General features: G+C 63.5%; 15 protein-coding genes. 10 read left to right on the plus strand and 5 right to left on the minus strand.

Translation table 11 applies throughout. The features are described from left to right. Positions 1-112 precede the first annotated feature (112 nt). From tsaC to ACODTO_RS19710, 3 genes are all read right to left on the minus strand, one after another. Positions 113-670: an L-threonylcarbamoyladenylate synthase type 1 TsaC gene (gene tsaC / locus ACODTO_RS19700; protein ID WP_003196294.1), complete on the minus strand. Its 558-nt coding sequence runs from the start codon at positions 668-670 to the stop codon at positions 113-115. 61 nt (positions 671-731) lie between these two features. Continuing rightward, the gene (dprA, locus tag ACODTO_RS19705) at positions 732-1832 is read right to left on the minus strand and encodes a DNA-processing protein DprA (RefSeq protein WP_175362238.1); all 1101 of its coding nucleotides are present in this window, start codon (positions 1830-1832) and stop codon (positions 732-734) included. 81 nt (positions 1833-1913) lie between these two features. Next, positions 1914-2939 carry a LysM peptidoglycan-binding domain-containing protein gene (locus ACODTO_RS19710; protein WP_489106935.1) on the minus strand — a complete coding sequence of 342 codons (1026 nt, stop codon included), beginning with the start codon at positions 2937-2939 and terminating at the stop codon, positions 1914-1916. Positions 2940-3094: 155 nt separating this feature from the next. Between ACODTO_RS19710 and def the strand changes: the two genes are divergently transcribed. The 5 genes from def (at position 3095) to ACODTO_RS19735 (ending at position 7802) form a co-directional block, all read left to right on the plus strand. After that, a complete protein-coding gene (gene def / locus ACODTO_RS19715) occupies positions 3095-3601 on the plus strand; it encodes a peptide deformylase (protein ID WP_489106936.1) in 507 nt (168 codons plus the stop codon). A gap of 69 nt (positions 3602-3670) precedes the next feature. After that, complete coding sequence (gene fmt / locus ACODTO_RS19720) at positions 3671-4630, plus strand: methionyl-tRNA formyltransferase (RefSeq protein ID WP_489106937.1); 960 nt, start codon at positions 3671-3673, stop codon at positions 4628-4630. Next, complete coding sequence (rsmB, locus tag ACODTO_RS19725; protein WP_139641509.1) at positions 4627-5937, plus strand: 16S rRNA (cytosine(967)-C(5))-methyltransferase RsmB; 1311 nt, start codon at positions 4627-4629, stop codon at positions 5935-5937. Before fmt ends, rsmB begins: the two co-directional genes overlap by 4 nt. Before the next feature lie 24 nt (positions 5938-5961). Next, positions 5962-7335: a Trk system potassium transporter TrkA gene (gene trkA, locus ACODTO_RS19730; protein WP_139641511.1), complete on the plus strand. Its 1374-nt coding sequence runs from the start codon at positions 5962-5964 to the stop codon at positions 7333-7335. A 155-nt stretch (positions 7336-7490) separates the two neighbouring features. Next, a complete protein-coding gene (locus tag ACODTO_RS19735; RefSeq protein WP_175362237.1) occupies positions 7491-7802 on the plus strand; it encodes a tetratricopeptide repeat protein in 312 nt (103 codons plus the stop codon). Positions 7803-7819: 17 nt separating this feature from the next. On the opposite strand, the gene ACODTO_RS19740 is transcribed toward ACODTO_RS19735, so the two are convergent. Together ACODTO_RS19740 and ACODTO_RS19745 are read right to left on the minus strand one after the other, a co-directional pair. Next, positions 7820-7981, minus strand: coding sequence for a hypothetical protein (locus ACODTO_RS19740; protein WP_175385361.1), 162 nt, complete (start codon positions 7979-7981; stop codon positions 7820-7822). 50 nt (positions 7982-8031) lie between these two features. Then, positions 8032-8298, minus strand: a complete 267-nt coding sequence (locus tag ACODTO_RS19745) for a DUF2790 domain-containing protein (RefSeq protein WP_041023913.1) — start codon at positions 8296-8298, stop codon at positions 8032-8034. A gap of 286 nt (positions 8299-8584) precedes the next feature. Here ACODTO_RS19745 and ACODTO_RS19750 point away from each other — a divergent pair, with 286 nt between their 5' ends. The 5 genes from ACODTO_RS19750 (at position 8585) to ACODTO_RS19770 (ending at position 13331) form a co-directional block, all read left to right on the plus strand. Continuing rightward, positions 8585-9325 carry a response regulator gene (locus tag ACODTO_RS19750; protein WP_139641515.1) on the plus strand — a complete coding sequence of 247 codons (741 nt, stop codon included), beginning with the start codon at positions 8585-8587 and terminating at the stop codon, positions 9323-9325. Beyond that, a complete protein-coding gene (locus tag ACODTO_RS19755) occupies positions 9322-10635 on the plus strand; it encodes an ATP-binding protein (protein WP_139641517.1) in 1314 nt (437 codons plus the stop codon). Before ACODTO_RS19750 ends, ACODTO_RS19755 begins: the two co-directional genes overlap by 4 nt. A 214-nt stretch (positions 10636-10849) precedes the next feature. Beyond that, positions 10850-11497, plus strand: a complete 648-nt coding sequence (locus tag ACODTO_RS19760) for a ferric reductase-like transmembrane domain-containing protein (RefSeq protein ID WP_489106938.1) — start codon at positions 10850-10852, stop codon at positions 11495-11497. A 98-nt stretch (positions 11498-11595) separates the two neighbouring features. Then, positions 11596-12453 carry an alpha/beta fold hydrolase gene (locus ACODTO_RS19765; RefSeq protein ID WP_489106939.1) on the plus strand — a complete coding sequence of 286 codons (858 nt, stop codon included), beginning with the start codon at positions 11596-11598 and terminating at the stop codon, positions 12451-12453. A gap of 68 nt (positions 12454-12521) precedes the next feature. After that, the gene (locus ACODTO_RS19770) at positions 12522-13331 is read left to right on the plus strand and encodes an alpha/beta fold hydrolase (RefSeq protein ID WP_175385359.1); all 810 of its coding nucleotides are present in this window, start codon (positions 12522-12524) and stop codon (positions 13329-13331) included. Positions 13332-13500: the final 169 nt, after the last annotated feature.

The raw sequence follows: 13500 nt of genomic DNA on the forward strand, positions 1-13500 counted from the left end.
CGGCACGCGATGGCGGTGTATCAGACAACACTCATTCGTCTGACCCGGCGCTATCGCGAGCAGGCTCGCTCCCACATTGGATAGGTATTGAATCCGGAGGTTGGGGCCGGGCTCAGTCCGGCCGTACCACTTTCCCGGTGGCCAGGTCGCGAATCACGCTGGGGTTCTTGCGCCCGCCCAGGTTGCCGCCGAGTACCAGGTCGATCTGCCCGCGGAAGTACTGCTCGACGCGAATCCGCGTGCGCGCTGCCGGGCGGCCTTGGGGGTTGGCCGAGGTGGACACCAGCGGCCCGACCAGCGAGCACAGGTCCCGCACGGTAGGGTGATCGCTGACCCGCAGCGCCACCGTATCGTGCACCCCGGTGATCCATTCCGGCAGCAGGTTCTGGTGCGGTACCAGCCAGGTGTTGGGTCCCGGCCAGGTGCTGGCCATGCGGTCCATCCAGGTGTCGGGGAAGTCTTCGAACAGGAAGTCGAACTGGTGGATGTTGTCCGCCACCAGGATCAAACCCTTGTCGGGCAACCGCGACTTGATCGCCAGCAGGCGCTCCACCGCTTCCTCGTTCCATGGATCGCAACCCAGGCCCCAGACCGCTTCGGTTGGATAGGCAATCACCGCCCCGGCGCGAATTTCTCGCGCGGCTTGTTGCACACGCCAACTGTTGACCATGAAAGATTCTCCGCAACACAAGATAAGGCTGTGCGCAGTTTACCGATCTTCCCCATAAAACCTAGCGCGTGCGCGCAAACCAGCGGCCGTTGTCACAGGTGGCACGTCCTTCCATCTCCAGTTCGGTCAGCGCCGCCAGCACTTTGGGCAATCCCCAGCCACTGGCCTCGGCCAACGCTTCGCTGGTGAGCGGTGCGGCATGGAGCAGGCGCAACAGCGGATGGCTGACAGGCGCCGGCTCCAGGGCCGGCGGCAGGCGTTGCCACCCGCGCAAGGCTTCGAGAATGTGCTCCACGGTTTCCACCAGCGCCGCACCGTCACGGATCAATTGATGACAACCCCGGGCACCCGGGTGATGGATCGATCCCGGAATGGCGTACACCTCGCGCCCCTGTTCCGCCGCCAGGCGCGCCGTGATCAGCGAACCGCTGGCGACGCTGGCTTCAACCACCAGAACACCGAGGGACAAACCGCTGATGATCCGGTTGCGGCGCGGAAAATGGCTGGCGTGGGGTGGGGCGTCCAACGGAAACTCCGAGAGCACCGCGCTGCCTTGGGCAATCATCGCGTCCGCCAAGCGGCGGTTGCGCTGTGGATAAAAATTTTCCAGGCCGGTGCCGAGCACCCCGACGGTTTGCCCGCCGACATCCAGTGCCGCCTGATGGGCCGCTGCGTCGATGCCCAGGGCCAGGCCGCTGGTGATGACAAAACCGGCGCTGGCCAGGCTGCGGGAAAACGCCGCGGCCGTGTCCATCCCCGGACGCGAGGCGCGGCGACTGCCCACCATCGCCAACTGCGGTTTTTCCAGGATGGTGGGGTCGCCAGCGGCGAACAGCAGCGGTGGCGGATCGCTGATCTGTGCCAGCAGTGCCGGGTAGTCAGGCTGGTCCCACATCAGCAAATGCTGGCCCGAACCCTCCAGCCAGGCCAATGCGTGGGCGGCGCCGTCGCGCACATCCGGGTTGCGCCGGGCTTCGGCGCTCGCCACGGGCAACCCCAGCGCCCGCCATGCGCTGGCCGGCGCGCTGAGGGCTTTGGAAGCCGAGCCGAAGGCTTCCATCAGGGTCATGAAACGTTTGGGTCCCAGCTCCGGCAAGCGGTGCAGGCGCAGGCGAGCCTCCAGTTCCGCAGGGGAAACCGGGGGGCATTCAGGCAATGTCATGTGATCAATCCTTGATCGTCATATATCCCGTTCAAACGGGAACAAGCTGTGGATAACTCTGTTGGTAAGTTGTGAGACCCGTTATGGATTGCGCACCTTGTCGAGCACCGCCAGCGAGCGCGAGGCATACAGCACCAGGCCGTAGCTGAGCTTGTCGTAGGTGCGGAACACCATCAGCAGGCCGGCCCGTTCGTCGGGGATCTTCACCGGTTCGCCGGTGACGCGGTCGCGCACGGTTTCACCGGTCTTCATCACTGCCAGGACATTGCCCTCGGCCAGCCCGTCGCGCCGGCCCTTGTTCAGGGTGACCACATCCAGCGCGCCGATCTGGGTTACGCCCCGTGGCACGTCGAGGATCAGCCCGTTGATGTCCGTTTTCGGCGCGCTGGGCATGAATGTCGAATTGATCGAGCGTTCTTCGCCGCTGAACAGTCGATCGCCGAGGCGTACTTCCTGGGTGGTGCGTTGCAGGGTGAGGGTGGTGACGTCGCCCTCGGCCGCCACGACTTCGGCGCTGCCGATGTCGTCGGCGTTGATGCCCAGTAACTCCTTGGTCTGCGGATCGGTGTAGATCTTGCCCTGGCGGAAGATGCCGTAGGCCGACTGGTCGGTGTCGAATGCGCCGCGGGCGAAGATCTGGTCCCCGGCGCCGCTGAGCACCCGTTCGGCATTGCCGGCGACGACGTAGGGCGCCTTGTTGAAATCCGCCGCCGTGTCGACGATGCGGTTGCTCAGCAGGAAGCTGTTGATGGCCTGCAACGGGATGCTCGGGATGGCATCGGCCACCGGCGAGCTGCGGATCCGCGGCGACAGCTTGATGGTGCCCCGGGAGGCGCCGCGATTGAGGGTCAGCCGTGGCTGGCCATTGACGTAGACCAGTGACAGGGTATCGCCGGGGTAAATCAGGTTCGGGTTCTCGATCTGCGGGTTGGCCTGCCAGAGTTCGGGCCATTTCCACGGTTCGCGCAGGTATTTGCCAGAAATGTCCCACAGCGTGTCGCCAGCGACCACGGTGTATTGCTGCGGGAAACCTTCCCGAAGTTGCACTTGCCCGTGCGCGATACCGGCCGAGGCCAGGAGCAGCAGGGCGAGTAGTGATTTCCTCATGCGGTGAATCCCTTTATCATGTGCGTTCGCGTAAAACGCCAGAGCCCCCGTGGCTCGCTCCGTATCAAGAGCAACGTTTTACAACGGTAGCCTGCATCCCAATACACGCCAGGCCAGCCACCCGACTTTACCTCACACGTGCATTTATCAAGCTTATGGCCATTTTGAACATTCTCGAATTTCCGGACCCGCGCCTGCGCACGATTGCCAAACCGGTGGCCGTAGTGGACGACGAAGTGCGTCAGTTGGTCGATGACATGTTTGAAACAATGTATGAAGCGCCAGGCATCGGCCTCGCCGCGACCCAGGTCAACGTGCACAAGCGTATTGTCGTCATGGACCTCTCCGAAGACCGCAGCGAGCCACGGGTGTTCATCAACCCCGAGTTCGAAACCCTCACCGACGAGATGGACCAATACCAGGAAGGCTGCCTCTCGGTACCGGGCTTCTACGAGAACGTCGACCGTCCACAGAAAGTCAGAATCAAGGCTTTGGACCGTGACGGCCAGCCATACGAACTGCTCGCCGAAGGGTTGCTGGCGGTGTGCATCCAGCATGAGTGTGACCACCTCAACGGCAAGTTGTTCGTGGATTACCTGTCGACCCTCAAGCGTGACCGGATCAAGAAGAAGCTGGAAAAGATCCATCGCCAGAATGCTTGATGCCCCCTTCAAAGGCTTGCCGCGGCAAGCCTTTTTTCTTTATGCGACTGTTGTTGATTGAGAGCTTCCATGACTGAGCCACTGCGCATCGTCTTTGCCGGCACTCCCGAGTTTGCCGCCGAACACCTCAAGGCCCTGCTGGCCAGCCCCCATGAAATCATCGCGGTCTACACCCAGCCGGACCGGCCGGCCGGCCGCGGGCAGAAACTGATGCCCAGCCCGGTCAAGCAACTGGCCCTGGAAAACGGTTTGCAGGTGTTGCAGCCGCCGACCCTGCGTGATGGGCAAGCCCAGGCCGAACTGGCCGCGCTGAAGCCGGACCTGATGGTGGTGGTTGCCTATGGCCTGATCCTGCCCAAAGTGGTGCTGGACATCCCGCGCCTGGGCTGCATCAACAGTCACGCCTCGCTGCTGCCGCGCTGGCGCGGTGCGGCGCCGATCCAGCGCGCCGTGGAAGCGGGCGATGCCGAGAGCGGCGTGACCGTGATGCGCATGGAGGCGGGCCTGGACACCGGGCCGATGCTGCTCAAGGTCGCCACCCCCATCAGCGCCGAAGACACCGGTGGCAGCCTGCACGACCGCCTCGCACTGATCGGCCCGCCGGCCGTGGTCGAGGCCATTGCCGGCCTGGCCGCCGGTACCCTGGAAGGCGAAGTGCAGGATGACAGCCTCGCCACCTACGCGCACAAATTGAACAAGGACGAGGCCCGCATCGACTGGAGCCGTCCAGCGGTCGAGCTGGAGCGGCTGGTCCGCGCCTTCAACCCGTGGCCGATCTGCCACAGCACCTTGAACGGCGAAGCGGTGAAGGTACTGGCCGCCCAGTGCGCCGAAGGGAAGGGCGCTCCGGGGCAGATCCTCGAAGCCAGCAAGGACGGTCTCGTCGTGGCCTGTGGCGAGCAGGCACTGTGCCTGACCCGTCTGCAACTGCCCGGCGGCAAGGCGCTGAACTTCAGCGACTTGTTCAACAGTCGGCGTGAGAAATTCGCCGTTGGCAGCGTCCTCGGCCAAGCGGTGGAGGCTTCATGAACCCGCGTCTGGCCGCCGCCAAGGCGCTTGCCGCCGTGCTCAGCGGCAAAGCATCGCTCAACAGTTCCTTGCCGACCCAGTTGGACAAGGTCGAGGACCGTGATCGCGGTTTCACCCAGGACCTGGCGTTCGGCACTGCTCGCTGGCAGCCTCGGCTGTCGGCCCTGGCGGCCAAGCTGTTGCAGAAACCATTCAAGGCCGCCGACGCCGACGTCGAAGCGCTGCTGTTGGTGGGACTTTACCAATTGCTCTACACCCGCGTGCCCGCCCACGCCGCCATCGGCGAAACCGTGGGCTGCGCCGACAAACTGAAGAAACCCTGGGCCAAGGCCTTGCTCAATGCCGTGTTGCGTCGTGCCCAACGGGAAAGCGAAAGCCTGCTGGCCGAGCTGGAGCATGATCCGGTGGTGCGCACCGCTCATCCGCGCTGGTTGCAGAAAGCCTTGAAGGCGTTCTGGCCAGAGCAATGGGAAGCCATCTGCGCGGCCAACAATGCCCATCCGCCGATGATCCTGCGGGTCAACCGTCGCCACCATACCCGCGATGCCTACCTGGCCTTGCTGGGCGAGAATGGCATTCCGGCCCGGCCATGCGTGTACAGCCGCGACGGCATCCTGCTGGAAACCCCGGGCGATGTGCGCGCCCTGCCGGGCTTCGCCGACGGCTGGATCAGCGTCCAGGACGAAGCCGCCCAACTGGCCGCCGACCTGCTGGAGCTGGCGCCTGGGCAACGGGTGCTGGACGCCTGCTGCGCACCGGGGGGCAAGACCTGCCACATCCTCGAAGCCGAGCCGAAACTGGCCGGCGTGGTGGCGGTAGACCTGGAAGCCAAACGCCTGGTGCGCGTGAAAGAAAACCTCGAGCGCCTGGGCCTGGACGCCGAGCTGATCGCCGCCGACGGTCGCGACACTGCAGCCTGGTGGGATGGCAAGCCATTCCAGCGCATCCTGCTGGACGCGCCGTGTTCGGCCACCGGCGTGATCCGTCGTCACCCGGACATCAAGCTCACCCGCCAACCGGACGACATCGCTGCCTTGGCGCTGCTCCAGGGCGAGTTGCTCGACGCCCTGTGGCAGACCCTCGATGTCGGCGGCATCCTGCTCTATGCCACCTGCTCGACCTTGCCGACCGAGAACACCGAAGTGATCGAAGCGTTCCTCGCCCGCACCCCCGGCGCCCGGGAACTGGACATCGCCACCCAGGCCGGCCTGAAACAGCCCCACGGCCGCCAGTTGCTGGCCCAAGAGGGCGGGCACGATGGGTTCTACTACGCCAAGCTGATCAAGATCGCCGCCGCACGCGGCTAAGACCGATTCGATAGGAGTGAACGGATGAAAATCATCATCCTCGGCGCAGGACAGGTCGGCGGTTCGCTGGCGGAGCATCTGGCCAGCGAGGCCAACGACATCACGGTGGTCGACACCGACGGCGAACGCCTGCGCGACCTCGGTGACCGTCTCGACATCCGTACCGTGCAAGGGCGGGGTTCCCTACCGACCGTGCTGCGCCAGGCCGGCGCCGACGATGCCGACATGCTGGTGGCCGTCACCAACAGCGACGAAACCAACATGGTCGCCTGCCAGGTCGCCCACACCCTGTTCCACACCCCGACCAAGATCGCCCGGGTGCGGGAAGCGGCCTACCTGACCCGCGCCGACCTGTTCGACAACGAAGCGATCCCGGTGGATGTGTTGATCAGCCCCGAGCAGGTGGTGACCAACTACATCAAGCGCCTGATCGAGCATCCCGGTGCCCTGCAGGTGATCGACTTTGCCGAAGGCAAGGCGCAGCTGGTGGCGGTCAAGGCCTACTACGGCGGACCGTTGGTGGGGCAGCAGCTGCGTCAGTTGCGCGAGCACATGCCGAACGTGGAAACCCGGGTCGCGGCGATCTTCCGCCGTGATCGTCCGATCCTGCCCCAGGGCGATACGGTGATCGAGGCGGACGACGAGGTATTTTTCATCGCCGCCAAGGCGAATATTCGTGCGGTGATGAGCGAAATGCGCCGTCTCGACGAGAACTACAAGCGCATCGTCATCGCTGGCGGCGGGCAGATCGGCGAGCGCCTGGCCGAAGCCATTGAAAGCCGCTACCAGGTGAAGATCATCGAGATGAACCCGGCCCGCTGCCGCTACCTTTCGGACACCCTCGACAGCACCGTGGTGCTGCAGGGCAGTGCTTCGGACCGCGACCTGCTGCTGGAAGAAAACATCGCCGACGCCGACATCTTCCTGGCCCTGACCAACGACGACGAAGCCAACATCATGTCGTCATTGCTGGCCAAGCGCCTGGGGGCGCGGAAAGTGATGACCATCATCAACAACCCGGCCTACGTCGACCTGATCCAGGGCGGCGACATCGACATCGCCATCAGCCCGCAACTGGCAACCATCGGCACCTTGCTCGCGCATGTGCGTCGCGGTGACATCGTCAGCGTCCACTCCCTGCGCCGTGGCGCGGCCGAAGCCATCGAGGCCATTGCCCACGGCGATGCCAAGTCCAGCAAAGTGATCGGCCGGGCCATCCGCGACATCGGCCTGCCGCCGGGCACCACCATCGGCGCGATCATCCGCGACGAAGAAGTGCTGGTCGCCCATGACGACACCGTGATCCAGACCGGCGACCATGTGATCCTGTTCCTGGTGGACAAGAAGCACATTCGCGATGTCGAGAAGCTGTTCCATGTAGGCTTGAGCTTCTTCTGACCCTGGATGTGCAGTGCCGATCGTTCCCACGCTCCGCGTGGGAATGCAGCCAGGGACGCTCTGCGTCCCCTCAAGAGCCGAACGCAGAGCGTCCGTAGAGGCATTCCCACGCAGAGCGTGGGAACGATCCTGACCCAACCAACAAGGAAGCCCCCATGCTCGAATCCCTGGAAAAAATGCTCGCCAAGGGTGTGGATAACCCGCTGCTGCGCTTCGGCCTGGGCAAGGGCTATCTCGACCTCAACGAATTCCCCCGCGCCGCCGAACACCTGCAACGCTGCGTCGAACTCGACCCCAAGTATTCGGCCGCCTGGAAACTGTTGGGCAAGGCTCACCAGGGCCAGGGCGACTTAGCGGCTGCGCGCAGTGCCTGGGAACAAGGCCTGGAAGCCGCCCGCGCCCATGGCGACAAACAGGCCGAAAAGGAAATGACGGTGTTTCTCAAGAAACTGGACCGCCATTCCTGATACACCCCACAACGCCTTCAAAGGCCAACTGCCCGCGGCGAGGGCGTTTTCTTCAGCGGTGTGAGCTGGTAGCAGAGGCCGTTGTTGCCTCGGTTGTGCTCACCGGCGGCATTGGCGTGGGCAGCCATGCCGCCCAATGCGAGGGCAAAAGCGGTCAGGTAGGTCTTGAGTTTCTTCATAGTGACTCCTGTTTGCACGATGATTGCGGCTTTAATGAGGGCCGTGAAGCTCAGCTCCCTTCGTTGTTGCAGGTGTCTGCCTGCTTGAGGTACGTCAGGGACCGCTGCTCACCCATCGAATCGAGGTAGTTGATCTGCGCATTTACCAAGCCGCAGGTCTGGCCGCCGTCCTCAGTTAGCGAGACCACTCGCTTGATGTCCAGGTGCGTGCCGTAGGTGTAGGTCTCGCTGGCGGCTTTGTCCTGGGCCAAGGCGGGTAATGCGGCGGCGCTCAGGGCAGTGATCAGGCAAGCGGTAGCGATGGTTTTCAGTTTCATGGTCGTTTTCCTTCAATGAGTTCGATGGTTTCATCGAGGCGATTCATGTTGTCTCGATGGAGCTCATTTAAGGCCCGTGAGGTATCTCGGCCGTGTCGAGAAACACCTCGGTTGGATGCGTTACGTATCTGAGGTGGGTTGCGATACAGAGCGATACAATCGCTGCTGTTTTGGCTGGGCTCTGGCTTAATCTCGGGCTGGAAAAGCAGAACCGCGCTGCCCTGCCAACCGGCAACCGGGCATCGTCACACTGCGCACTCGATGCGCGTATTTCGGAGAGCAGGGCATGGAACATGTCGATCACGTATTGATCGTGGATGATGATCGCGAGATCAGGGAACTGGTCGGCAACTACCTGAAGAAGAACGGTCTGCGCACCACCGTGGTCGCGGATGGCCGGCAGATGCGGGCCTTTCTCGAAACCAACCAGGTAGACCTGATCGTGCTCGACATCATGATGCCGGGGGACGATGGGCTGCTGCTGTGCCGCGAACTGCGCGCCGGCAAGCATAAGGCGACCCCCGTGCTGATGCTGACGGCGCGCACCGACGAGACCGACCGCATCATTGGCCTGGAAATGGGCGCCGACGACTACCTGGCCAAGCCCTTCGCCGCCCGGGAGCTGCTCGCGCGTATCAATGCCGTGCTGCGGCGTACCCGCATGCTGCCGCCCAACTTCGTCGTCACCGAAAGCGGTCGCCTGCTCAAGTTCGGCCGGTGGCGCCTCGACACCACCGCCCGCCATCTGCTCGATGAAGACGACACCCTCGTCTCGCTGAGCGGCGCCGAATACAGGTTGCTGCGGGTGTTCCTCGATCATCCTCAGCGGGTACTGAGCCGCGACCAGTTGCTCAACCTGACCCAGGGCCGTGACGCGGACATCTTCGACCGTTCCATTGACCTGCTGGTCAGCCGCGTGCGTCAGCGCTTGCTGGATGACGCCCGGGAACCGCTCTACCTGAAGACGGTGCGCAATGAAGGCTACGTCTTTACCTTCGCCGTCGAAATGCTCGAGGAGCAGGCATGAAGCTCGCGTTGCAATGGCCCCGCACGCTGGCCTCGCGGCTGTGGCTGGTGTTCCTGGTCGGTCTGATACTCGCCCAGTCCCTGACGTTCGCAGCCCAGTACTACGAACGTTACCAAAGCACCAAGACGGCCATGTTGGGCAACTTCGAACACGACACGGCGACCTCCATTGCCATCCTCGACCGTCTGCCTGCCGACGAGCGCCTGGCGTGGACCAAGCGTCTGCAGCGGCGTAACTATGATTACTTGCTGCGCGAACATGACCCGGGCATTCCACTGGCCTCGAACGATCTCGCGGCGACAGCGGCGCAATCCCTTCAGGTCTCGCTGGGCAGCAACTATGACCTGACCTTCGTCGAGATCCCCGGGCCGCAGCAGCATTTCCAGGCCCAGGTGCGACTGGCCGACGGCAGCCCGGTCACCATCGACGTGCGCCCCTCGGTCAAGCCGTTGTCGCCCTGGTTGCCCTTTGTCCTGGTTGGTCAGCTGGTGTTGCTGATCGGCTGCACCTGGCTGGCCGTGCGGATCGCGATACGCCCCCTCAGCCGCCTGGCCGAGGCCGTGGAGAACCTCGACCCGAACGCACACCCCGTGCAGTTGGATGAAAGCGGCCCACGTGAGGTGGCCTACGCCGCCCGGGCCTTCAACAGCATGCAGGCGCGGATCGCCGCTTACCTGAAGGAGCGCATGCAACTGCTGGCGGCCATTTCCCATGACTTGCAGACGCCCATCACGCGCATGAAGCTGCGCGCCGAGTTCATGGACGACTCGCTGGAGAAAGACAAACTGGGCAACGACCTGAACGAAATCGAGCACCTGGTGCGCGAAGGCGTGGCTTATGCGCGCAGCGTCCATGGGGCGACCGAGGCCAGTTGCCGCATCAGCCTGGACTCCTTTCTCGACAGCCTGGTGTGCGACTACCAGGACACCGGCCGGGAGGTCAGCCTGCGCGGCACGAACGGCGCGGTCATCGAGACACGGCCCCATGCCCTGCGCCGTATCCTGGTGAATCTGGTGGATAACGCGCTGAAGTACGCCGGCACCGCCGAAGTGGAGATCAGCGGCGACGCGAGCACGGGCGTTACGATCAGCGTGCTCGACCGGGGCCCGGGCATTCCCGAGGAAATCCTCGCCGAGGTGGTCAAACCGTTCTATCGGGTGGAAAGCTCACGCAACCGCAGCACCGGCGGCACCGGCCTGGGTTTGGCCATCGCCCAGCAGTTGACTGTCGCGATTGGTGGGGCACTGAGTCTGCGCAACCGCGACGGTGGCGGTCTTTGCGTGACCCTCGACTTCGGCCTCAATCGGTAGGCCATGCTGGCTGCACATCAAGTGCAGCCGCTACCGGCGGGACGCATAGACGTGCGTTTGTAAGCCATTGTATCTAGCGCATTCGCGTACTCAAAAGAACGTATAACCGCCGGTTGTCGAACATAGGCGGTATACATCTCCTTGCAAGAATTTTCCCCATCGAATCGCCATCAGGCCCCCTGAATGGCGAACCCATACGACAGGAGATCTTGCCATGCATACCCCATCCTACCGCCCCCAGGGCTGGCAGCTGTTCGGCCTGGTCGCAGCCCTGGTGGTGGCGATGAGCATCACGGCAGTCGCTGTCCAACCCGACCTGGTCGAGGGACTGCGCAGCGCCATCCGCGCCACCGCCCGTTCCTCCTTCGCACTGTTCCTGATCGCGTTCACCGCGTCGGCCTTCGCCGTACTGGTGCCTTCGCCGCTTTCCAAGGCACTGGTTCGCGAACGACGCTTCATCGGCCTCGCCTTTGCCTTCTCGCACCTGGTGCATGCTGTGCTGATCTACGCCTATGGGCAGCTCAATACCGAGTTCTGGCCGGCCCGCACCGTGGCGAACAACATTCCAGGCGGGACCGCCTACACCTTCATCCTGCTGATGGCGCTGACCTCATTCAAAGCACCCGCCCGGCTGCTGGGCCCCAAGGCATGGAAGACCTTGCACGTCACTGGCATGTGGGTCATCGCCGCCGTATTCGCCCTCTCCAACTTCAAGCGCATCCCGATGAGCGACTGGTACGTGCTGCCCTTCGGCATCACCTGCGCCGCCGTGGCGATCCGACTGGTCGGCAAGCTGGCCCAGGCCAATAAACGCAGCCAGGCCAGGCAGGCATCGGTACGCCGGGCGGCGGTGATCTCCTGAGCTCGCAGCCAGCAAAGCGGCCTTCTCAGACACGACATATTTCTCCAATACATTTCAGAGGCCGTCATCCCGACCGCCTAAAACAAGGAAGCAAAAAAATGAGCACCAGCATCCCTACCCAGAACGGCAGCTACATCACCACCCAGGACGGCGTACAGCTCTACTACAAGGATTGGGGTCCGAAGGATGGACCCGTTGTCACCTTCAGCCATGGCTGGCCGTTGAATTCGGATAGCTGGGAATCTCAGATGCTGTTCCTGGCTGACCAAGGCTACCGGGTGATTGCCCACGACCGCCGCGGCCATGGCCGCTCCAGCCAGCCGTGGGAAGGCAACGACATGGATCACTACGCCGATGACCTGGCCGCTGTGATCAACGCCCTGGATCTCAAAGACGTCACCCTGGTGGGCTTCTCCACCGGTGGCGGCGAAATCACCCGCTACATCAGTCGCCACGGTACCGCTCGGGTGAAGAAGGCCGCATTGATCAGCGCCGTGCCGCCAATGATGCTCAAGACCGCAGACTACCCGGGCGGCCTGCCGATCGAAGTGTTCGACGGCCTGCGCCAGGCCTCACTGGACAACCGCTCGCAGCTGTATCGCGACATCGCCTCGGGCCCGTTCTTCGGCTTCAACCGCGACGGGGCGAAGGTCTCCCAGGGGCTGATCGATTCGTTCTGGGTGCAGGGCATGCAAGCGGGCCACAAGAACACCTACGACTGCATCGCGGCGTTCTCGGCAACGGACTTCCGCGCCGACCTGGCCAAGTTCGACGTGCCGACCCTGATTGTGCACGGCGACGATGACCAGATCGTCCCGATCGCGGCCTCCGCCCATGCCGCCGCCGAGCTGGTGCAGAACGCCGAGCTGATCGTCTATCAGGGTGCGCCCCACGGGCTGACCGACACCCACAAGGACCGCCTGAATCAGGACCTGTTGAATTTCCTCGGCAAGTAAGCCCATCGCCGGGCTCATGTGCCGCCCAGCGCCGCACATGAGCCCGGCATCCCTATAAAAGAAAAGGAATGATCATGCTCAGTCTCAAATCGCTCTTGGCCGCCACCATCACCGCAGCAATGGCGCTGACTTCCCTTCAGAGCACAGCCGCCACGCAACCCGACGCCGCCAAGCCCACCGTCGTGCTGGTGCATGGCGCCTTCGCCGAATCGTCCAGCTGGAATGGCGTCGCCACCCGGTTGCTGAGCCAGGGCTACCCGGTGGTGGCAGCCGCCAACCCGCTGCGCGGCGTGAAGCAAGACGCCGACTATGTCGCTGACATCGTCGAGCACACCGCCGGCCCGGTGATCCTCGTAGGCCACTCCTACGGTGGCGCCGTGATCACCAACGCCGTACATGACAACCCGCGGGTCAAAGCGCTGGTCTACGTCGCGGCCTTCGCCCCGGACAAAGGCGAAACCGCCATCGAACTGTCCGGCCGTTACCCGGGCGGCACCCTCGGGCCGACCCTGGCCGCACCGGTGCCACTGGACGACGGCAATAAGGACCTCTACATCCAGCAGGACAAATTCGGCCAACAGTTCGCCGCCGACGTTCCAGCGGCTGAGTCCGCACTGATGGCCGCCACCCAACGGCCCATCAGCGAGGCGGCCTTGAAGGAAGCTTCTGGCGATCCGGCCTGGAAAAAACTGCCGTCCTGGTTCATCTACGGTTCGGCGGACAAGAACATCCCCGAGGCTGCCCTGAAGTTCATGGCCGACCGTGCGGGCTCGAAAAAGACCGTCACCGTCCCCGGCGCCTCCCACGTGGTGATGACGTCCAACCCGGAGAAAGTGGCGGATCTGATCGTTGAAGCGGCGCAAGCCAGTTCCAAATGATGATCGCGTACTGACTAAAAAACCCGGCGCAGGACGCCGGGTTTTTTATTGCAAAGCGCCCCCAAAAAGCGCCGCTCAATTAAAGATCAAATCCCATTCCCCCTGTGGGAGCGAGCCTGCTCGCGATGGGGCCCTGCCAGCCTACACTTCGTCAACTGACAGACCGCTA

The organism is Pseudomonas sp. FG13 (assembly GCF_057809755.1).